Genomic DNA, 21,224 nt, shown 5'->3' with positions numbered 1-21,224 from the left:
GCGTCCGGCGGCCGTGGATGGCGTCCAGGGTAGGGTCGCGAGGTTGGTTTCACGTTGGTTCACCCACCGCGCACCCCGGAACCCGGTGCGCCCGGGCCCGCGGCGGCGGCCCAGCTGCCCGTCAGCGGTGCCGGTCGGGGCCGGGTCGGTGGGTGACCGGGTCGGTGGCGTCGGCGCACTCCGGGACCAGCACCAGCCAGCCGCCGTGATGTTCGAAGACGGCACAGCGGGTCCCCAGGCCGCGGCCGATCTCGGTGAGCGCGGGCAGGTCGAATGTCTGCCGGTGACCGAACGCCGGGTTGGGTTCGGGCTCGAAGGGCACCGCGACGATCACCCTGCGGCGGGCCAGCCGAAGCGCTTCGCGGAGCACCGCCATCGTGTGCTCGGGGGTCAGGTGCTCGAGCAGATGAATGGCGGTGACGGTGTCGACGGCGTTGTCGGGCAGCGGGACTCGAGCGGCGTCGCAGGCGATCGTTTCGATGCGCCGGCCCAAAGCGTGCGCGACGGTGGCCAGCAACGTCATCGTGGGCGCCGAAATATCGCTGGCCGTGACCGTGTGCCGCCGCGTCCCCGTCAGCAGCAGCGGCAGAAAACCGAAGCAGGAGCCCAGATCCAGCACCCGGCCCGCCGGCACCAGCGTCAGCGCGCGGTCGTAGACGGGAGCCATCCCGGCCGTTGTGCCCGCAGGGCGGCCACCGGAATGCGGGCTTCGGGCGTGCTGGAGGTCCCCGAGGGTGTTTCGGTAGAACACCAGCCACGCCCGGAGCGGATCGTCGATCGTGGTGCGCACCAATCCGGTGAACGCGCTTTCGAATGTCGGGTTGCCCTGCAGCCAGCCGGGCGCGAACAACTCATCGACGAGCATCCCGGTGAGGTCGTTGCTCAGCTGGTCTGGGTGCAGCTCGTGGATCAGGCACCAGCGTTCGGGGCTTCGGTACAGCTCGAAGTGCGCGGTTCGGGTGACCAGCGTGCCACCGCCGTCCCCAAGGCCCGCCCGGCGGTGGCCGACGTGAATCCGGGCGTCCTGGTACACCCCGGGCGGGAACGCGCGAAACGGCTCCGCGGGTGCGGACCCGAGGCCCGGGATCGGCATTGCGGGTCCGATTATGCCGCCGCGGTGCGGTCGGCGATGGCGGCCGCCGCGCGCTCCAGCCCGGACAGGTCGCGCACCACCTCCACTCGGCTGCAGTGCTGCGCGTAGACCGGCAGGTCACAGCCGCCGAGCCGCCACGAATGCCGCGGCTCGGGGGTGAGCCAGATGACTTCCCTCGCGGCCCGCGCGATCGCCTCAAAGGCGGCCAGGTTCGGGTCGTTGCCGTTGCCGCGGCCGTCCCCGAGCACCAGGACGGTGGTGCGGCGGGTGACGGCCGAGCGGTGCTCAGCCAGAAACCGGCCGAACGCCAGCCCGTAGTTCGAGTTGGCGTCCACGTCGAGCAGCTCACCGCCGAACACCGCGGCCAGCGCCTCGTCGGCGGCGCGGTCGGTGAACAGATCCGTGGTCTCGACGATCTCGGCAACGAAGGCGAACGACCGGACCTGGGAGAACAGGTGCTGGAGTCCGTGCACGAGGTGCAGCGTGAACCGGGCGGTTGCCCGCACCGACAAGCTCACGTCCGCCAGCACGACCAGCCGGGGCTTGTCTTCGGCGTGCCGGACGGTTACCGGGGTAAACGGGATTCCGTCGTAGCGCATGTTGCGGCGCATGGTGCGGCAGGGATCGATCCGCCCCCGGCCGACCGACACCCGGCTGGTCAGCGCGCCGTGAAAGGTCCGGGTCAGGCGCCGCAGCGACTCCTCGAGTTCGGCGCGCTCGGCCTCGCCGATCGTCGCCGCGGTCGTCTGATGACGCTGCGCGGACTCGACGATGCGCTGCTCCAGGGCCAGCAAGGCCTCCAGGTAGCGTTTGATCGCCTCCGGCAGATTCGCCAGGGCGCCGGCCAGCCGCCGCTGCGCGGTCTCATCCGCGCCGTCGGTCTCGTCGTCGATCGCATTCAGCCAGGACAGCAGCATCTCCTGCTGGGCGACGCTGAGATCGGCGTCGACCTTCGTGCCGGATGCCCGGGACAGCTTTCCGGGAGCGCCCGCGCCGTGCAGCCGGTTGGTCTCCAACTGGACCCGCGGCAGCTCCGCCGTCGTCGGGTCGTTGCCCTTGGCGAACACCACCTCCTCGGTGAGCGCCGCCAGGTCGATGGTGTTGGCTTCCTGGTGCAGGTTGTATCGCTGCGCCAGGTCATCGGGGTCGAAAAATTCCCGGATATCGACGGGCGGCCCATGCTGATGGGTTTGCAGGGGGAGATCGCTGGGCCGATCCGACATCGTGAACGACTCCAGCTGGCCGGTATCCGTGAGGTCGTCATGGCTGTGACCATGGGTGTGCTCGTCGGGGGCGCCGACGCGAATCAGCGCGAAAAACGCCTCGAAGACCGATTCGAATGTCGGCAGGTCGCGGCGATCCTTCACCAGCGCCAGGCGCAACGCGCAGCGCAGCGCCTCCCGGTCGGCCAGCATCCCCGGCTGGCCCGCACAGCGCATCGCGTCCAGCGCCTCCGACACCGAGATACGCAGCCCGGAGAGCCGAAGCAGCCGGACAAACCGGTGGATCGCGGCTTCCATGGCCGGCCTAGAACTTCCGGCGGCGAGCGAATGAAAGGTTCGCCTGGCCCGGACTGACGTTCCCGTTGGATCCGCGACGCGGTGACGCTGCCGCCGGCACGCGCGGGGGGCCGGCGGTGTCGGGCCGCTCGCTAGCGGCCTGGGTTGCCCGCCCCTCAGCCGCGTCGTCGTGCACGTGGGGGTGCTTGTGATGGACGTGGTCGTGGTGGTGGTGCGCCGCGAGCGAGTCGGGGATTGTCGCGTTGGGGTCCACCAGCCGCGGCAGCACCTGCAACGCCTTGTGGACGTCCTTTTCGTACTTGGCCACCACCGATATCGTCGCGGCCAGCGTCGAGGCGGTGATCTCCTCGGCGCCCAGCACCGCCAGCGTGCGGGCCCAGTCGATGGTCTCGGAAATGCTGGGCGCCTTGCGCAGGTCCAGTTCGCGCAGGCCGCGCACGATGTCGACGAGTTGCGCCGCCAGGGCGTCCGGCAGCCCGGTTTTCTTGCTTTTGACGATCTGCAGCTCGCGCTCGGCGGATGGATAGTCGAGAAACATATGCAGGCACCGCCGTTTGAGCGCGGCGGCGAGATCCCTGGTGTTGTTGGAGGTCAGCACCACATACGGCGGTTGTTTTGCGGAGAAGGTTCCGATTTCCGGCACCGAGACCTGGTATTCGCCGAGCATCTCGAGCAGCACCGCTTCCAGGGCTTCGTCAGCCCGGTCGATCTCGTCGATCAGCAGCACGACCGGCTGTTCGGAGCGAATCGCCTCCAAGAGGGGGCGAGGGGCGAGGAACCGTTCGGAGAAAAAAACGCTTTCCTGCGCGCCGATCCGCTCGACCGCTTCTCTCAAATCCGCGGCATCGGCAATGACCTGACCGATTTTTTCCCGCAGAATTTGGGTGTACAGCAGCTGTTTGCCGTAGTCCCACTCGTAGAGCGCCTTCGTTTCGTCTTGACCCTCATAGCACTGCAGCCGAAGCAGGCGTCGCCCCGTCGCCAGCGCCAGCACCTTCGCCAACTCGGTCTTGCCGACCCCGGCCGGTCCCTCCAGCAGCACGGGCTTGTCCATGCGGGTGACCAGGAACACGGTGGTGGCCAGCGCGCGGTCGGCGATATAGCCGTGCTCGGCCAAGGCGTCGATGACATCGTCGACGGAGTCGAACGGGGCTGCCGCCAGGGTGTCCACCCAAAGTCCTTTCACTAGTCGTGGCCGCGACCCTCCGGAATGGCCCGGGGGTGCCGACCAGGAGATCGGCACCCCCGAGTCGGCGACCCTCAGCTCAGCAGGTCGTCGAGGTCGCCGTTGAGGCAGTGCTCGACCACGGGTCGTACCGTCTCGAAAGTACACTCCTTGGGGTTCCCCGGTGTGCACGCGTCTCCCAGCACGTGGTTGGTGATGTTGTCGATGTCCTCCTGGTCGCCCTTGATGACCTTGCGTTGTTCGTAGAACTTCGTCGGCCCCTGCCCCAGGCGATTCTTGATGTAGCTGTCCTGCTTGACGTCGGTGAACTTCTCGGGAATGCCGACGTCGCGCAGCAGCCGCACCGCGGCGGCCAGCGCCTGATCGGCGGCCTGCACGTCGGTCAGGCCCGAGGTGTCAACCCCCATCGCCTCGGCGATCTCGGCGAAGCGCTTGTACATGACCGGCATGTTGAAGGCCCAGACCCGGGGCAGCGCGATCGCGTTGTTGAGCCCGTGATGGGTGTCGTAGTAGGCGCTGACGGCATGCGAGATCGAGTGGATGATGCCCAGACCGCCGGAGTTGAAGGCCTGGGCCGCGATGTATTGGGCGTACATCATGCCTTGGCGGCCGGGCAGGTCCTGGCCGTTCCAGGTCGCCTCCCGCAGGTTCTCGGCCGTGAGCTTGATCGCGTAAAGGGCGCTGCCCAGCGACGGCGCGAAATTCAGCCGGGAGACGTAGGGCTCCGAGGCGTGGGCCAACACGTCGAAACCGCACTGCGCGGTGAAGGCAATCGGGCAATCGTAATAGAGCACCGGGTCATCGATTGCCAGCGTGGTCACGCAGGCGTCGTCGAACGCGACGTATTTGTGCGGTTTGTCGGGATTCGTGGTGGTGTCGGTGATCACGTACGCCCACGAGGTTTCCGATCCTGTTCCCGCGGTCGTGGACACCGCGATATGCGGCGGGTTCTTGGGATTTTCGGATTTGTTGAACCCCTCGAATTCGTTAATATTGCGACCGTCGTGCGCCACGGATATCCGGGCACCCTTACAGGCGTCGTGCGACGAGCCTCCGCCGATCGAAATGAAGCTGTCACAGGAATTTTTCTGATACAGCTCGACCGCTTCCATGACGTTGTAGTCTTTGGGGTTCGATTCCACTTTGTCATAGACCACGACCTCCAGGCCGTGCCACTTGCACGATTCCACGATCTTGTGCACGGTGTCCGAACCGCGCAATCCGGTCGTCATCACCAGCGTCTTCTTGAAACCGAGCTTGAGCGCCTCGGGGCCGATCAATTCATGCGCACCGGGCCCGAGAAGCGCCCGGGGAAACGGGTGGAATTCCTTGATCGGAAACGGCTTGAGGAGTTCCTCGACCTGCATTGTCTCATCGGACCTTTCTGTGCGACACCAATGTCGCGACGCGCGTCGTGCCGAAGTCGTCGAGCGTCCCGACATATCCGTGCCGGCTGCGCAACACTGACGCCAACGCGCCTCGCTGGGCGCGTTCTAACTTATAGCCAACCCCGGCGCCGGGAAAGACCTTCGGCAACGATCCCGCGGGCAAGCCGGGGCCGGTGACCGAACGGATGCGCCAACGCAGACTCTAGACTCCCGTGATAGGTCGATCGTGATAGGTCGATAACGTGGCGCCGGCGCCGGCTGTGACGTCTTTCCCGTCGATGGGGGATTGCTGCAGTGAGACACCCACTGCCTGAAGGCTTTTCGGTTGTCCTGGATGCGAGGACCACACTGCTCGACGCCCAGACGTTCCTGGGGGGATCGCCGCCGCGGGTGCTGCGGCTCACCCGCGCGGGGCGGGAGGCCTGGGCCGAGTTGACCCGAGGCCCGGCGCACTCGGCGGGCGCCCGGGTACTCGGGCGACGGCTGACCGACGTCAGCGCGGCCCATCCCCGCCCGCCGGAGCTCCCCGTGGCGCCCGCGGTGACGGTCGTCATCCCGGTGCGTGATCGCGCCGCCATGTTGCGCCGCTGCCTTGCCTCGGTGCCGTCGCACTATCCGACGATCGTCGTCGATGACGGGTCGGCCGACCCGGCCGAGATCTCGGCCACGGCGAAAGAGTTCGGCGCGACGGTGATTCGGCGGGAGAGCTGCGGTGGCCCGGCGGCGGCGCGAAACACCGGGATCGCGGCGGTCCGAACCGATGCGGTCGCCTTTTTGGACAGCGACTGCGTTTGCGCAGACGATTGGATCCGGCTTTTGGCCGCCCATTTGGCCGATCCCCTGGTCGCCGCGGTGGCGCCCCGGATCGTGGCGGTGCCGTCTCGCACGTCGGCCGGGCGGTTCGCGGCGCGCCTCGGCGCGCTGGACATGGGTGACCGGGAGTGTCGCGTCATGCCCGGGACGGCGGTGCCGTACGTTCCCACGGCCGCGCTGCTGGTGCGCCGCGCGGTGCTCCAGGAGATCGGCGCCTTCGACGAACGCCTGCGCTACGGCGAGGACGTGGATCTGATCTGGCGCATCCACGAAGCGGGCAAACTGATTCGCTACCAGCCCCAAGTCCAGGTCATGCATTCCGAACCCGAGGACTGGGCGGGCCTGCTGGCGCGGCGCTTCCGCTACGGTACGTCCGCGGCGCCACTGGGGCGTCGGCACCCGTCGGCGATTGCCCCACTCGTCGTGCACCCGTGGCCGGCCGCGGTGCTGCTGGGTGTGATGGCCCGCCGCCCGGTGCTGGCGGCCCTGATCGCGACGCTGTCGGTGGTGTCGGTCACCGGCCGATGGCGCCGCCGCGGGCTGCCGGGTTCGACGGTCATCAGGCTGGCTTTCGACGGTATTGCACAAACCTGGTTCGGCCTCGGGCGGTACTGCACTCAATTCGCCGGGCCGGTGCTGCTGCCGGTGGTGCTGGCAGGCCACGGCCCGGCACGCCCGGGGAGACGGTATCGGCGGCTGGTGATCGCCGCACTGGTATTGGCGCCACCCCTACGGGCGCTGCTTTCCGGAGGATGCACACCGGATCCCGTCCGATTTCTTGCCGGACACTTGGCGGCGAACATCAGCTACGGCGCCGGGGTGTGGGCCGGATGCCTGCGGCAGCGTACCCTCATTGCCGTTCGGCCGGCCGTGGTCTGGCCGGAGTGGTGCACCCTGCGGGGAGTGCTGAGGGCTCGACGAAAAGTTCGACGATAAGGACATCGGTGATGAGCGGTGGGTGGTTCGAGACGGTTGCGCAGGCTCAGCGGCTGGCCCGGCGCCGATTGCCGAAGTCGGTTTATGCGGCGTTGATCGCCGGGTCAGAAGCCGGATTCACGCTGGAAGACAACGTGGCCGCGTTCCGTGAAGTGCAGTTCGCCCCGCATGTGGCCGGCCAGTCGGCGCAGCGTGATTTGACGACAACCGTGATGGGTCAGCAGATCGCGCTGCCGGTGATCATCTCGCCCGTCGGCGTGCAAGCCGTGCACCCCGACGGGGAATTGGCGGCGGCACGCGCGGCCGCGTCCCGGGGGACCGCGATGGGCCTCAGCTCGTTCGCGAGCAGGCCGGTGGAACAAATCGTGGCGGCAAACCCGAAGACGTTCCTACAGATCTACTGGTCGGGGGGAAAGGAACGCATCGCCCAACGGATCGACCGGGCGCGCGCGGCCGGCGTCACAGGGCTCATCCTGACGCTGGATTGGTCCTTCTCCCACGGCCGGGACTGGGGCAGCCCGGTGATCCCCGAGCGGATGGATTTCCGTGCCCTGCTGCGCTACGCCCCGGAAGCCCTGTCCCACCCGCGCTGGCTGGCGTCGTTTGCCCGGGCCCGCAGCATGCCCGACCTGACCGTCCCCAACATGGCCGTTCCCGGGCAGGCGCCGCCGACCTTTTTCGGCGCCTACGGGGAGTGGATGCAAACGCCGCCTCCCACCTGGGAGGACATCCGCTGGTTCGGTGAGACGTGGGGCGGGCCGTGGATGCTGAAGGGTGTGATGCGCGTCGATGACGCGAAGCGTGCCGTGGACGCCGGAGCCACCGCGATCTCGGTGTCCAACCACGGTGGTAACAACCTCGACACCACGCCGGCCTCGGTGCGGGCGCTCCCGGCGGTGGCCGAGGCGGTCGGCACCGAGATCGAGGTGCTGCTCGACGGGGGAGTGCGGCGGGGCAGCGATGTGGTCAAGGCGATCGCGCTCGGCGCCCGCGCGGTGATGATCGGGCGTGCCTACCTGTGGGGGCTGGCCGCCGCCGGCCAGGGTGGGGTGGAGAACGTCCTGGACGTCATTCGCGGCGGCATCGATTCGGCCCTGCGCGGCCTGGCCCGCTCCTCGGTCACCGAATTGAGCAGCCAAGACGTTGTCGTGCTGCCGGGTTTCGCCAGAAACCTGTGAGCAGCACCGCCGGATCGGCCCCGATGGGCCTGGCGACGAACGCGACCCGCCGGGCGGTGCCACCCGCGCCGGGGCTCTGCGGCCAACGTTGCGGCAACCTTGGATGGTTACCCTGCGGACATGGCCGAGGCTGATACCGCGACGTCCTCCTATCCACCACCGGCAGAGTTCGCCGCCAACGCGAACGCGACCGAAGAACTCTACCGAGAGGCCGAGAGGGATCGTTTGGCGTTCTGGGCCAAGCAGGCCGGTCGGCTCACCTGGGACACCCCGTTCACGGAGGTGCTGGACTGGTCGAACGCGCCGTTTGCCAGGTGGTTCGTCGGTGGCAAGCTCAACGTGGCCTACAACTGCGTTGACCGTCATGTGGAGGCCGGCAACGGCGATCGGGTGGCGATCCACTGGGAGGGTGAGCCGATCGGCGATCGCCGCACCCTGACCTATTCCGAGCTGCTGGCCGAGGTTTGCAGGGCCGCCAACACGCTGGGTGAACTCGGCCTGGGCCCTGGTGATCGCGTGGTGATCTACATGCCGATGGTGCCCGAGTTGATCGTGGCCATGCTGGCGTGCGCGAGGTTGGGGGTCATGCACAGCGTGGTGTTTGCCGGGTTCTCCGCGACGGCGCTGCGGGCCCGCATCCAAGACGCCCAGCCGAAGCTGGTGATCACCACCGACGGCCAGTACCGGCGCGGCAGCGCGGCGCCGCTCAAGGCGGCCGTCGACGAGGCGGTGGCCGATCAGAAATCGGTCGAGCATGTCCTGGTGGTGCGGCGCTGCGGTCTCGACGTCCCGTGGACTTCCGGGCGTGACCTGTGGTGGCAGGACACGGTCGAAACGGCGTCACCGGTGCACACGCCCGCGGCGTTCGACTCCGAGCAGCCACTGTTTTTGCTCTACACCTCGGGGACCACCGGAAAGCCAAGGGGAATCATCCACACCTCGGGCGGGTATCTGACCCAGGCGGCGTACACCCACCACTGCGTGTTCGACATCAAACCCGAGACCGACATCTATTGGTGCACCGCCGACATCGGCTGGGTCACCGGGCACACCTACATCGTCTACGCCCCGCTCGCCAACGGCACCAGCCAGGTGGTGTATGAGGGCACCCCGGCCTTCCCGGACCAGCACCGCCATTTCCAGGTGATCGAAAAGTACGGTGTGACCATTTATTACACCGCTCCGACGTTGATTCGCACCTTCATGAAGTGGGGCCGCGAGGTTCCCGATGCCCATGACCTGTCCAGCCTGCGGCTGCTCGGCAGCGTCGGCGAGCCGATCAATCCCGAGGCGTGGCGCTGGTATCGAGATGTGCTTGGCGGCAACCGGACTCCGATCGTGGACACCTGGTGGCAGACCGAGACCGGCGCCGCGATGATCGCCCCGCTGCCCGGAGTCAGCACCCTGACGCCCGGTTCGGCGATCGCGCCGTTGCCCGGCATCTCCGCGCGTGTCGTCGACGATCACGGCAACACGGTGGAGCGCAGCCACGAATTTGGCGAGCACGCGCAGGGATATCTGGTGCTGGACGAGCCGTGGCCGGCCATGCTGCGCGGCGTTTGGGGGGATCCGGAGCGGTACCGGGAGCAGTACTGGTCGCGATTCGCCGAGCAGGGCTGGTATTTCGCGGGTGACGGGGCGCGCTATGACGATGACGGCAACATCTGGGTGCTGGGTCGTATCGACGATGTGATGAACGTGTCCGGGCACCGGATTTCCACCGCAGAAGTCGAGTCGGCGTTGGTGGGCCATTCGCATGTGGCCGAGGCGGCGGTGGTGGGAGCCAGCGACGAGCAGACCGGCCAGGCGATCATCGCCTTCGTGATCCTGGAGGAGCACGCCAAACACCGCGGTGCAGACATCGCGGACGAACTGCGGGCAGAGGTGGCCCGGGAGATCTCACCGATTGCCAAGCCCCGGGAGATTCACGTGGTGCCCGAACTGCCCAAGACGCGCAGTGGCAAGATCATGCGACGGTTGTTGCGTGACGTTGCCGAGGGCCGCCCGCTCGGTGACACGTCGACCTTGTTGGACCCCGGCGTGTTCGAAGCGATTTGTGCCAGCAGGAAGTCGAAGGCCTCCTGATTTCGCCGCCGGGCGTGTCTCAGCGCAGGAGAAGCCCATGGCTTATCCGGCGTTGTCGCGCGCCCGCCCGCATGCGGTGCTCCTCGAGGCATCCCCGTTTCGGGTAGCTAAGCTAACAGCCACCCCACGACATCGGCGGGATGCGCGGATACGTTCGTCGGTACCGTGCTTGCTTCGGCTCGCATCGGCGGGCAATACCCGGTTTCCCGGGAACATAGCGTGCCAGAAAACCGGGATGTGCAAACCAAATATGGGTACTATGCCGTTACGGCTGTTCATCCCTCGCCGAAGCGATTGTGCAGTCGATCAGTGATGCGCGCCGAAACCTTTAAGGGAGGTCAAGATGTCTCGCAGCGCCGGAGACCGATACGAGTGTGAATCTTGCGGTGCCGTGCTGGTGTACGAAAAGCCGTGTCCGTGCCCACCCGAGATGGAGCATCGCGAGGTCTGCTGTGAGCAGCAGATGAAGCAGGTGGCAACGGCCGGCTAGCCCACGGCTAGTCCCAATGCCGGGTGTATTGCCGAGGCAAAGTAATCGGATTCCGCGGGCACACAACCTCATTCGTGGCTCGTTCGAGCCGTCCCCTCGGCTGCTTTATGCTTAACGAGTCGTTCGGCCGGTTCGCCGTCGGGCGGATCGTAAGGTCAGTGGCGCAGCGGCCCGGGGCTCCACAGCCCGCTGCGGGTCATTGAGCCAAGCTCCAGGCGAGCCGGTTGGGCGTCCGGGTAATAAGGCGTTAATTTCTGCAAGGCGCCCCAATCTCGAAACCAGTCGTCCTTCAGATAGCTGGCGACGGTGGTCGCGCGCAGCAGCAACTCGGTGATGCCCAGCGGCCCGCCACCGTTTTTATCCATGACCGGTGAGTTGGCTTCGGCGCCGAAACGGTCGGGCAGGATTCGCCACTTCGGCGTTTCGATGACACCGTTTTGATGGCCGAACGGCCGCTGGCATGGGAACGCCAGGCCAACCAACCAGTCCAGTAACACCGGGTCGGTGGAGCCGACCACGCTCTGCAGCGTGCGAAGACGAGGAATCCGCGGGGGAGTCAGCGCGATCCAGTGTTGCGGAGCCAGGTCGTCGTCGTCGGCGATCAGCCGGACCCGGGTGGCGCTGCGCGGGACCGCGGCCAATGGCGCCCGCAGGTTGCGCCACGCCGGTGCCGCCCCCACATCGGCGAATCCCATTGCTCCGGTGGGTTTTCCGTCGTCACCTGCCCACTGCACCTGGACTTCGCCGGGATCGAATCGCCCGGCGGCCGACACCACCAGCAGCGGCCCGGCCTGGTCGCGGGGCGGCAGCCGGTACCAGGCCGATCGCAGCCTGGCCGGGATCTGGACCCCGGGCCGCCAACTGCCCAGCACCGGTGTGCGGGCCGGGTCCAGCTCGTAGGGCAGCCGGGCCCGGGAGCCGTTGAGGCCCGGCGCTGCGGTGGTACCGCCCTCGGTGCCGGCCTCGCTGCTGGTCACCAGGCCGTCGTCGGCCAGGAAGCTGCGGTCGCCGGGGCGTTCCATCACCGGGTCGGCGGAGACGTCGGCGGGAATCCCGTTGGGCTCGAACCCCTCGTCGAGGCCGGCGCCCAGGGCGTCCTTTACCGACGCGCCGATGGGTGCCAGCATGCCGGCGTTGGGGTCCTGCTCCACCATCACGTCGTCGGCCATCCCGCAGGTCTTGCCGGTTCCCACAACCGGCAGCGCCTGCAGATTAGACCGCCCCACCGACCACGCGGGATACTGCTCGGTCATCCCCAATGTCAGCGACAGCACCTCGAAAAAGACCAGCGTCCAGGACGCAATCGCCAACGGGGACTCGACGATGCCCGCCAGCCGCCGAAAACGCCGAGGCGGCGGGCCGCCACCGTCGTAGGCGAAGTGAAACCACGCGGCCACCAGCAATGTCAGCACCGTCAGCCCGAGCAGCGCGGTGGTGAAGCCAAACTTCCATTCCGGGAACGCGTTCGACCACGGCACACCGAAATTGGACACGTACCACCAGCCGTTGACGCTGGCGAACGACAACGCCATCACGAACAGCACCAGGGCGGCGAACACCGTGCGGTTGCGCGGGGAGCGCATCGCGTCCGCGGTCACCGCGACCGCGGCCAGCGCCCCCAGGGATCCGGCCAACCCGGCGAACACCCCGAAGTGGTGTGTCCATTTGGTCGGGGTGAACATCATCGCGACGAAGGAGATGATCGTGATGCCGATGATGCGCCGGCTGGGTCCTGCGGCGGTGCCCGGAATCCGGCCCTTGCGCAACGACATCGCCACCGACACCGCGAGCGCGACCACCAACGCGAGCACGGCGAAGCGCCGCGCCACCGACCCGTCGGGACTGGCCATGAACAACCGCTCGTAGCGGATGTGCTCGTCAAACCAGCTCAGGCTGGGTCCCACGGCGCGTTTGAGCATGGTCGCCTGGACCTCGCCGGCGAAGGTCTGGTCGCGAAAGATCAGGATCACGGTGACGGTCACCGCGGCCATGATCGGCGCCAGCAGCGCCGGCGCGCCGAACCGTTTAGAGCGACGGTGGACGATAGTGCGCAGCGGCCCGATCGCGACCAGCAGGGCGCCGATGGACGCGATACCCGTCGGCCCGGAAAACAACGTCAGCGCGCCGGTGATACAGGCGATCGCGACCGGCAACAGCCGGCTGGTCGCCACCGCGCGCTCCACCGAACACCACGTCAAAAGGATGCCCAGGGCGATGATCGGCTCGGGCCGCAACCCGTTGTTCAGCGGCAACCAGACGGCCAGAAACATGCCCGCCGCCGTCCATTCAGCGGCCCGGCTGCGCTTGACGGCGTGGCCCAGCCGGGGGATGACTTCGCGACTGATCACCCACCAGCACGTCAGCGCCATGGCCAGGGTGGGCAGCCGCATCCAGATGCTGGCGGTGCTGACATGGGCCCACAGCGCCAGCAGGTCGTAGTACCAGCCGAACGGCGCCTCGGGTGTGCCGAACCAGCGGTAGTAGTTGGCCATATACCCGGCGTGCTCGGACACCCGGGCCATGGTCAGGATGTAGCCGTCGTCAGAGGTGTTGGCGCCGACGAAATGCCACCACACCAGGACCGCGGTGACCAGGCCGTCCACGGCGCCGAACGACCACCAGCGCGGCGGCAGGACGCGCCGGTGACGCAGACCGTCGGAGCAGTCCAGGATGTGCAGCGCCACCAGCGCCACCACGGTCAGCGTCACCCCGAGGATCATCGCGGCCAGCTTCAGCGGCGTGGGCGAGCTGCTGTAGCGGGTGTCAACGGTCGCCGAGAACCTCAGCCCCGCCGGCGCCGGCCCGGAAAGGTCGGTGAAAACCCCGACGATCTGCGGCCGAAAGTCATAGCCACCGCGTTCGCCGCGCAGCGGCGCTCCGGGGTGGTCGGCGTGCGGGCCCTGGGTGAGCCCGACAAACTCGCCGGTCACCTTGTCGGCGTGCGCGGTGAAGGTCACCCGCCGGCAGGCCGGGCCGAGGACCTGGCTCATCGGGGCGCTGACCACCGGGGTGTTGCGCACCACCACCACCAAGTCACCGTTTGCCCGCTCGATGAGCAGCCCGCGATCGACGGCGTTGGGCGCTTGCTTGGGCACCGTCGACAGCAACACGGTTTTGGTGGTGCCGGGCGTCAGGCCGGCGGCCGCCCGGCACGGGATGCTGACGGACAGGTCGGTGGCCACGTAGCCGATGAGCGGCGCCGCCACGCTCTCGAAGACGCCGTTTTGCGGCCAAGTCAGTCGGGCGGTGGTCTGTGTGACCGGCAGCAGCGGCGTGAGCAGCGCGAGCACGGCGCCGGTGAGGCCGGCGACGATGGCGACCTTTCGGGCGATGCGGTAGTCCCGGCCGGTCCGGGCGTCGCAGGTGATCCGGGTGTCGAGGTCGGTCCGGTCGACCTCGACGATCGGGCCGTCCCCGGCCGTCCGGTCATCCCCGGTGGTCCGGTAGTTCGCGCCCGCGGTGGTCACGGACCTAGATGGTAATTGTGTGACTCGTCACGTGCGGTTTCGGTGGTCATCGGGGCCCCGGAACGGGCTTGCGGATGGCGAGCACGAACGGGCCGATGTGCTCGACGACGAACCGCGGGTCGGCGAACAGGGTGGCCCGCAAGTCCACGGTGTAACGACGGACATTGGGCTGGTTGGGGTAGACGTCCGCGGCCAGCCGCAGCGTGTAGCTGGCCCTCGGGCCAGAACCAGCGCCGCGGCGCATCAAAAACACCGTCGGCGGCTGCCAGGGCAGCGTGTCCAGGGCATGCAGGAACTGGTCGGCGGTGTGCAGGCCGGACCAGCTTTTGATCTGGGCGGCCCGCCGATCGAAGTGCGCCAACGGGTTGGCGTAATGCGGTGTCAACCCTTGAAAGCCCCAGTAGGGGTAATAGGAAAGAAAGCTGTAATCGGCCGTCAGCACGACGAGCTGGTCGGGGGGTTTCCCGGTGGTCCGGGCGATGACGGCGTTGATGGCCGGATAGTACTTCTCGGCGCCGGGCGGGCGGCGATCGCCGCGCTGGCCAAAGCCGTCGGTGTCGGTGTAGGCAATCGTGAGGTCGGGTCGCAGCACCTCCGGAATGTCCTGGCTGAACGCAATCGCCGCGGCCAACCCCACCGCGGCGGCCACCGGGACGACACCGCGTCCCCAGCCGCGCTCCCGGCCGTTTTCGCGGGCCCGCGCGGTTAGCGCGAGAACCACCTCGATGAACCCGAATACGCCGGCGGCGGTGAGCAGCACGGTCAACGTCGGCTGCAGCCGAAACGACAGCAGCGTGGTGCGCGCCAGCGTGGCCAGCATCGACAGCAGCGACCACAGGTACACCGCGAGTACGCCGATCGCCAACGCGGCCGCCCGGGCGGACGAGCGGGCCCGCGCCACCAGCCACAGGGTGCCCAGCATGCAGACCGCGCCCAGCACGGTGAACTGCAGCATCGGGAAGGGCAGCGCAGCGCCGTCGGCGGGCAGGTAGTGCTGTGCGCTGCCGGCATTGCCGACCGGGTCGCGCGCGGCCCGCAGCACAAACGGCAGCCAGGTGCTCGACCCGATACCCGCCGCGATGACGGCGATGACGCTCAGCCGAGCCAGCGGGTCGGCTGCGCTGCGCAGCCCCCGGCGCCGGCGGGATCCGGCCAGCAGGACCGCCATCAACACCACCGTGAACGCGGTGAAGGCCAGCAGCAGGGTGTAACAGGTGGCCGTGACGCCCAGGAAAAGCCCGGCACCGATGACCGCGGCCCAACCGCCGGATCGGCTGCCCGACCGCAGGCCCGACCAGGTCAGGATCAGCACCGGTGGCAGCAGCAGCGTGATCATCGCCGCGTACGGCTCCGGCGAGGCGTAGGCCAGGGTCACCGCCGCGGTGGCCGTGGTGACCATCAGCGCGTGCTCGAAGCGGATCATTCGCCACCACAGCACCAGTGCCGCCGCGGCGGCGATGGTGATCGAGGTGATGGCCCACGGCTTGTACATCTCCCAGGCCGGTGTCCCGGTCAGCGCCGCGGCACGCCCGCCGACCCAGAACCAGCCCGGCGGATAGAACGGCGGCAGGCCGATGTAGGTCATGTCGCGCAGCGCGGCGGTGTCGGTCAGCCGGGTCAGATATTCGGTGCGGAACTGTTGGTCCACCGAGATGCCGAACAGATACAGCCTGGTCGCGCCCAGCGGCATGGCCAGGGTCACCACGCAAAACGCCGAGATAAACACCAGCGCCGCGAGCCGAGCCGAAAGCCGCCACCATCTCCCGGCGGCGCCCCGCCCCCGCCGCCACATCCAGCCGGCGGTGATCAGCCCGAGGATGCAGCCGACTTGACCGACGGTGGTCAGGGCATGCAACTGGTTGGACGACGGGTAGGCGGGCCAGTTGACCCCGGCGATGGCCTGAAGCGAAATCACCGCCACCGCAACCGCCGCCACCACCGCCGCAGCCATCTGGCCCAGGACGGCCAGTGCATTGCGCATGATCAAAGGGGCAGCTTGCGGAAGACTCTGCGCGGGATATGTCGTAAGATCATCATGACGTAGCGGAATGCCGGTGGTGCCCAAACCAATTCCTTGCCTTTTGCGGATGCGGTGACCGCCAGTTCGGCGATATATTCCTTGTCGACGGTCAGTGGCGCCTCTTTGAGGTGCGCGCTCATCCGGGTGCGCACCTGCCCCGGGCGGACCACCAAGACACGAACACCGAACTCGCGTAACGCTTCGGAGAGGCCCAGATAGAAGCCGTCCAGACCCGCCTTGGTGGAGCCGTAGACGAAGTTGGACCGCCGCACCCGCTCGCCGGCCACCGAGCTCATCACGATAATCTGACCGAAACCCTGGGCGCGCATTTTGTCACCCAGCAGGACTCCGACGGAAACCGCTGCAGTGTAATTGATTTCAGCGATCTGTACCGCCTTGCGCTGGTTGCGCCACAGTTCCTCGGCGTCGCCGAGCAGCCCAAAAGCGACAATAGCCACGTCGATATCGCCGTTGGCAAAAGCCCGCTCGATCACCTTCGGATGGCTGTCGGTGTCGAGAGCGTCAAAGTCGATCAGCTCCACCGCCTTAGCGCCTGCGGCCGTCATCTGTGCCACCGCATCGTCGCGGCCGGGATCATCGGGCAGCGCGGCCAGCACCACACGCGCGGGCGCGTTTTGCAGGTAGCGCTGGCAGATGGCCAGCCCGATCTCGGAGGTGCCGCCGAGCAGCAGAATGGCTTGCGGGTTTCCCAGCGCGTCGAGCACCATTACAGCAGCTCCAAGCGCCGGGCCAGGTCGGAGACGAAAACACCGACGGGATCGACCTTGCGGCGCAGCGCGATCCACTCGTCGATGCGCGGATACATGGCGTGGAAGGTCTCAGCGGTGGTGCGGGAGTCTTTGGCGGTGTACAGCCGGCCACCGAATTCCAGGATGCGGCGGTCAAGTTTGGCAAGGAATTCGTTAAGGCCGGGCTTGATCGGGAAATCGACGCAGATGTTCCAGCCCGGGAAGGGAAAGCTCAGCGGTGCCCGGTTGGCCTCACCGAACAGCTTGAACACGTTCAGAAATGAATAGTGCCCGCTGGCCTGGATATCCCGGATGACCGCCTTGAACTCGGTGACCGCCGCGGTCGGAACCACGAATTGGTACTGCAGGAATCCGGCCCGTCCGTAGGCCCGGTTCCATTCCCCGAACATGTCCAGCGGGTGGTAGAACCGGGTGAGGTTTTGGATTTCACCGCGATATGTTCCGGACTTGCGGTACCACAGCTCACCGATCGCAGCGAACGTATACTTGCCGGCCAGGCCTCCGGGAAAGATATCGGGGAACGTAAATAGTTGCGGCGCATCAAACTTCAATGGATTCTTCCGAATCTTTTTCGGCAACTGGTCCACGGTGGCCAGCGAGCCGCGTGAGATCGCGGCTCGTCCCAGCTTCGGTGGTGCGCTGATCGCGTCGAACCAGGCCGACGAGTACGGGTAGCGGGCTTCACTGCCGTCGCTGTGAAAGGCGATCGTCTCATCGAGGCCGGCGGTGATGTCGCCGTCGGCGATGAAATATGCCGTCTGGGTGGGTGTCATCTCGATGGTGGCCCGCAAGATGATGCCGGTCAGGCCGTTACCGCCGACGGTGGCCCAGAACAGCTCGGAGTCCTCACCGTCGGGGGTGAGGTGACGTATCCGGCCGTCCGCGGTCAGCAGGTCCATCGACCGGACGTGGTTGCCGAAGCTGCCCGCGCTGTGATGGTTCTTGCCGTGTATGTCACAGGCGATCGCCCCGCCGACGGTGACCTGGCGGGTTCCCGGCAGCACCGGAACCCACAGCCCGAACGGCAGCGCCGCCTTCATCAGCTGATCCAGGCTGACGCCGGCGTCGACATCGGCGAGGCGGGTGTCGGCGTTGATCGCATGGATGGTGTTCAGCGGGGTCATGTCGATCACCAACCCGCCGCCGTTCTGGGCGTTATCGCCATACGAGCGACCCAGGCCCCGCGCGATCACCCCTCGGCCGCCCGCGTCGGCGGCCCGGACCACCGCCGCGGCGATTTCCTCGGGGTCGCGGGTGGACAGTACCGTGGCCACCGAGGCAGCGGTGCGGCCCCAGCCGCTGAGCCGTTTGGTCGTCAACATCGTCACAGAGGGTACCGCCCCACCGGGTGACGGTGCGGGATGCGCCGCGTCCGGGGAGCTGCCGGGCCATGCGGCCCGCTGGGGTGGGCCGGTGAGCGTGCTCAGCGGGCCCGAAAAATCACCGACCGCTGCACGATGAAGTTGATCACCGTGGCGGTTCCCTGCGCGATCACGAACGCGACGGGCACCGCCCAGGCCCGGTAGCCGAGCAACGCCAAACCCAGGTGGTTGAGCCCGACCTGCACGGTGAAGGTGAGCCCGTAGAGCGCCATGACGGCGACGAAGCGCGCGGTGCTCGGCGACGCCCGAAACGTCCACCGGCGGTTGATCAGATAGGCGGTGACCGTGCCGGCGACGAAGCCGGCCGCTTTGGACAGATCGACCTGCACCCCAAGCACCCGGTAGAGCGCCACGTAAAGACCGAAATCGATGACCGCCGCCAGGGCGCCGGTGACGACGAATCGCCACACCTGTGTCGTCAACCTCAGGGGTGCACGCGGGGCGGCGAGGTCAGCGGACGGTCGGGTCATCGCGGGCAGTCTACGGGCGCGCGCCGGCCCGCCGCCGGGCAGCGCGAGGCGGTCACGCCGGGAACTTGACGTCGAGCAACTCGACCTGGTTCTCGCCCTGGGGCGTCGGGTAGGTGATGATGTCGCCGGGTTTGTGCCCCACCAATGCCCGTCCCAGCGGGCTGCCGGCGGTCAGCGTCTCGGCTTCGCCGCCGGCCGGAGTTTCTTCCACGATCGATATCACGTGCATCGTGGCGACCGTGCCATCGGCAAACCGCAAGGTCACTTCGGTGCCGGCGGGCAGCGTCTTCGTGTCGTCGGCCAGCAACCGTCCACGCCCGGTGCGCAACATCCGGTCGAGTTCGAGGATCTGCTCATCGAGCAGGGCCAGCTCGTCAGCGCGCTGGATCGCTTCGGCGGCGTCCCCGTGATCGCCCACCATCCCACGGTCGCTTTTGACCTCGACCTCCAGCCGGCGGCGTCGTTCCCGCAGTCGGGCCAGCTCAGCCTCTAACCGATCCCGGGTGGTGTCGGGGAGCCGTTTTGGTTCGAGTTCCTCACCCACGTCCGCCAGCCTTTCGGGACGCGACCGCGAGGGCCGTCGCGGAGCGCCCACATCGTGTCGTTGTACGTTCGCCAATTATTCACACGCTGCGCATCCGGTTGGGTGTTTCGGTGCGACACCACCACGGCGCGACGATCCGCCGGGTGAAACGCCTGCGGCAACGAGGGCGGCAAACACGTGAGCAAGGGTACCCAGCGTGCCGGTCGCCGGCTGTTCGGGCCGGCCGGCCTTCCCGGGCGGGGGTGGGTCGGGCCGTCCGGCCCCCCGTGGCCGTCCGGGCCGGCACGAGGGCCGCCAGCGCACACCGTCGGACCATGCCGAGTTCACGCCCGGGGGCATTCCCGGGGACCCGGCGGGGGAGTCGGCGGGGGAGGAGGATGGCGTCATGCGCGAGTATGTGAAGTTTTATATCGACGGCCGATGGGTCGACCCGGCCCAACCCCACCTGTTTGATGTCGAAAATCCTGCCACCGAACAGATCACCGGAAAAATCTCGCTCGGTTCGGCGGCCGACGTCGACGCAGCGGTAACCGCCGCGCGCCGGGCCTTCGCCAGTTGGTCGCAGAGCAGCCGTGCGGAGCGCCTTGATCTGCTGCAGGCGATCCGTTCTGAATATCAAAGGCGTGCAGGAGATCTGGCAGAGGCAGTGACCGAGGAGATGGGTGCTCCGCCGTCGCTGGCGGCCGGGCCGCAGGTGAAGCTTGGCCTGAGTCATCTAGTGACCGCCATCGACGTGCTGAAAAATTTTGCGTTTGAGGAGCAACACGGGGAAACCCTGCTGGTCAGCGAGCCGATAGGGGTGTGCGGGCTGATAACACCGTGGAACTGGCCGCTCAACCAGATCGCGGTCAAGGTGTATCCCGCGCTGGCGACCGGGTGCACGATGATCTTGAAGCCCTCCGAGGTGGCGCCGTACTCCGCCTACATCTTCAGCGAAGTCCTTGACGCGGCGGGGGTGCCGGGCGGTGTGTACAACCTCGTCAACGGCGACGGTCCGGGCGTGGGTGCGGCACTGTCCGGCCACCCCGGTATCGACATGATCTCGTTCACCGGGTCGACCCGCGCCGGCATCGACGTGGCCGCCAGAGCCGCCCCGACCGTCAAACGGGTCACCCAGGAACTGGGGGGAAAGAGCCCGAACATCATTCTTGACGACGCACAATTCGAGAGCAGCGTCCGTGCCGGTGTGGTCAACATGATGCTCAACACCGGCCAGAGCTGCAATGCGCCCTCGCGGATGCTGGTACCCAATTCGCGTCTGGCGCAGGCCATCGCAATAGCGCGTGACGCCGCTGAACAGGTTCCGGTCGGTAACCCCGAGGCCAGCCGCGCCATCGGACCGCTGGCCTCAAGGGCGCAGTTCGACAAGGTGCAGCGCTTGATCCAGCAGGGCATCGACGAGGGCGCCACACTGGTCACCGGCGGCCTCGGTCGTCCCGAGGGCCTGGATACCGGCTACTACGCCAAGCCCACCGTCTTCGCCGGGGTCACCAACGACATGACCATCGCGCGCGAGGAGATCTTCGGGCCGGTGCTCTGCATTCAGGGCTACAACGATCTCGATGAGGCCATCGAGATTGCCAACGACACCGACTACGGTCTGGCGGGCTATGTTTCGGGAGCCGACCTGGCGAAAGCGCGGGAGGTGGCCGCTAAGATCCGCGCCGGCTGGGTGACGATCAACCACGCCTTCGACATCCAGGCTCCCTTCGGAGGCTACAAGCGAAGCGGCAACGGTCGCGAATGGGGCAGCTTCGGCTTCCATGAGTACCTGGAAACCAAGGCGATCCTAGGTTACGCGCCCCGGTGATGCCCGAGTCGTGCCCAGGTTTTCGACTAGTTTCGGAATAGTTTGCGAATAGTTTGCGAATAGTGGTGGTAT

At 67.4% G+C, this 21,224-nt stretch carries 14 protein-coding genes; 4 read left to right on the top strand and 10 right to left on the bottom strand.

Features of this window, described 5'->3' with window-relative positions; all coding sequences use genetic code 11:
- Positions 1–121: 121 nt before the first annotated feature.
- From mftM to mdo, 4 genes are all read right to left on the bottom strand, one after another.
- Positions 122–1,093: a mycofactocin oligosaccharide methyltransferase MftM gene (mftM, locus tag QJR12_RS02085; protein WP_300575616.1), complete on the bottom strand. Its 972-nt coding sequence runs from the start codon at positions 1,091–1,093 to the stop codon at positions 122–124.
- Positions 1,094–1,104: 11 nt separating this feature from the next.
- On the bottom strand, positions 1,105–2,613 hold the full coding sequence (locus QJR12_RS02080; protein WP_300575613.1) for a VWA domain-containing protein: 1,509 nt from the start codon (positions 2,611–2,613) through the stop codon (positions 1,105–1,107).
- A 7-nt stretch (positions 2,614–2,620) separates the two neighbouring features.
- Positions 2,621–3,784, bottom strand: coding sequence for a MoxR family ATPase (locus QJR12_RS02075; protein WP_300575610.1), 1,164 nt, complete (start codon positions 3,782–3,784; stop codon positions 2,621–2,623).
- 89 nt (positions 3,785–3,873) lie between these two features.
- Positions 3,874–5,166 carry an NDMA-dependent methanol dehydrogenase gene (mdo, locus tag QJR12_RS02070; protein WP_300575608.1) on the bottom strand — a complete coding sequence of 431 codons (1,293 nt, stop codon included), beginning with the start codon at positions 5,164–5,166 and terminating at the stop codon, positions 3,874–3,876.
- A gap of 315 nt (positions 5,167–5,481) precedes the next feature.
- On the opposite strand from mdo, the gene mftF reads away from it, so the two are divergent.
- From mftF to acs, 3 genes are all read left to right on the top strand, one after another.
- A complete protein-coding gene (gene mftF, locus QJR12_RS02065; RefSeq protein ID WP_300575606.1) occupies positions 5,482–6,936 on the top strand; it encodes a mycofactocin biosynthesis glycosyltransferase MftF in 1,455 nt (484 codons plus the stop codon).
- Positions 6,937–6,947: 11 nt separating this feature from the next.
- Complete coding sequence (gene mftD, locus QJR12_RS02060) at positions 6,948–8,114, top strand: pre-mycofactocin synthase MftD (protein ID WP_300575603.1); 1,167 nt, start codon at positions 6,948–6,950, stop codon at positions 8,112–8,114.
- A 120-nt stretch (positions 8,115–8,234) separates the two neighbouring features.
- Positions 8,235–10,199 carry an acetate--CoA ligase gene (gene acs / locus QJR12_RS02055; protein WP_300575600.1) on the top strand — a complete coding sequence of 655 codons (1,965 nt, stop codon included), beginning with the start codon at positions 8,235–8,237 and terminating at the stop codon, positions 10,197–10,199.
- A gap of 645 nt (positions 10,200–10,844) precedes the next feature.
- On the opposite strand, the gene QJR12_RS02050 is transcribed toward acs, so the two are convergent.
- The 6 genes from QJR12_RS02050 to QJR12_RS02025 all read right to left on the bottom strand — a co-directional run bounded on the left by QJR12_RS02050 (position 10,845) and on the right by QJR12_RS02025 (position 19,342).
- Complete coding sequence (locus tag QJR12_RS02050) at positions 10,845–14,093, bottom strand: arabinosyltransferase domain-containing protein (RefSeq protein ID WP_300576494.1); 3,249 nt, start codon at positions 14,091–14,093, stop codon at positions 10,845–10,847.
- Positions 14,094–14,202: 109 nt separating this feature from the next.
- Positions 14,203–16,137: a galactan 5-O-arabinofuranosyltransferase gene (locus tag QJR12_RS02045; RefSeq protein ID WP_300575597.1), complete on the bottom strand. Its 1,935-nt coding sequence runs from the start codon at positions 16,135–16,137 to the stop codon at positions 14,203–14,205.
- Between the two features lie 2 nt (positions 16,138–16,139).
- On the bottom strand, positions 16,140–16,904 hold the full coding sequence (locus tag QJR12_RS02040; protein ID WP_300575595.1) for a decaprenylphospho-beta-D-erythro-pentofuranosid-2-ulose 2-reductase: 765 nt from the start codon (positions 16,902–16,904) through the stop codon (positions 16,140–16,142).
- A complete protein-coding gene (locus tag QJR12_RS02035; RefSeq protein ID WP_300575592.1) occupies positions 16,904–18,268 on the bottom strand; it encodes an FAD-binding oxidoreductase in 1,365 nt (454 codons plus the stop codon). The genes QJR12_RS02040 and QJR12_RS02035 overlap by 1 nt, the downstream gene beginning before the upstream one ends.
- 101 nt (positions 18,269–18,369) lie before the next feature.
- Positions 18,370–18,798 carry a GtrA family protein gene (locus QJR12_RS02030; protein ID WP_300575589.1) on the bottom strand — a complete coding sequence of 143 codons (429 nt, stop codon included), beginning with the start codon at positions 18,796–18,798 and terminating at the stop codon, positions 18,370–18,372.
- 52 nt (positions 18,799–18,850) lie between these two features.
- Positions 18,851–19,342 (bottom strand): GreA/GreB family elongation factor, encoded by a 492-nt coding sequence (locus tag QJR12_RS02025; protein ID WP_300575586.1) that lies wholly within the window; start codon positions 19,340–19,342, stop codon positions 18,851–18,853.
- A gap of 385 nt (positions 19,343–19,727) precedes the next feature.
- Between QJR12_RS02025 and QJR12_RS02020 the strand changes: the two genes are divergently transcribed.
- On the top strand, positions 19,728–21,152 hold the full coding sequence (locus QJR12_RS02020; protein WP_300575584.1) for an aldehyde dehydrogenase family protein: 1,425 nt from the start codon (positions 19,728–19,730) through the stop codon (positions 21,150–21,152).
- The last annotated feature ends 72 nt before the right edge of the window (positions 21,153–21,224 follow it).

The sequence above is a fragment of the Mycobacterium sp. genome, assembly GCF_029961025.1.
GTDB lineage: Bacteria > Actinomycetota > Actinomycetes > Mycobacteriales > Mycobacteriaceae > Mycobacterium.
The sequence above is the reverse complement of the archived record's forward strand: the minus strand, read 5'-3'. Positions and strand labels throughout refer to the sequence as shown.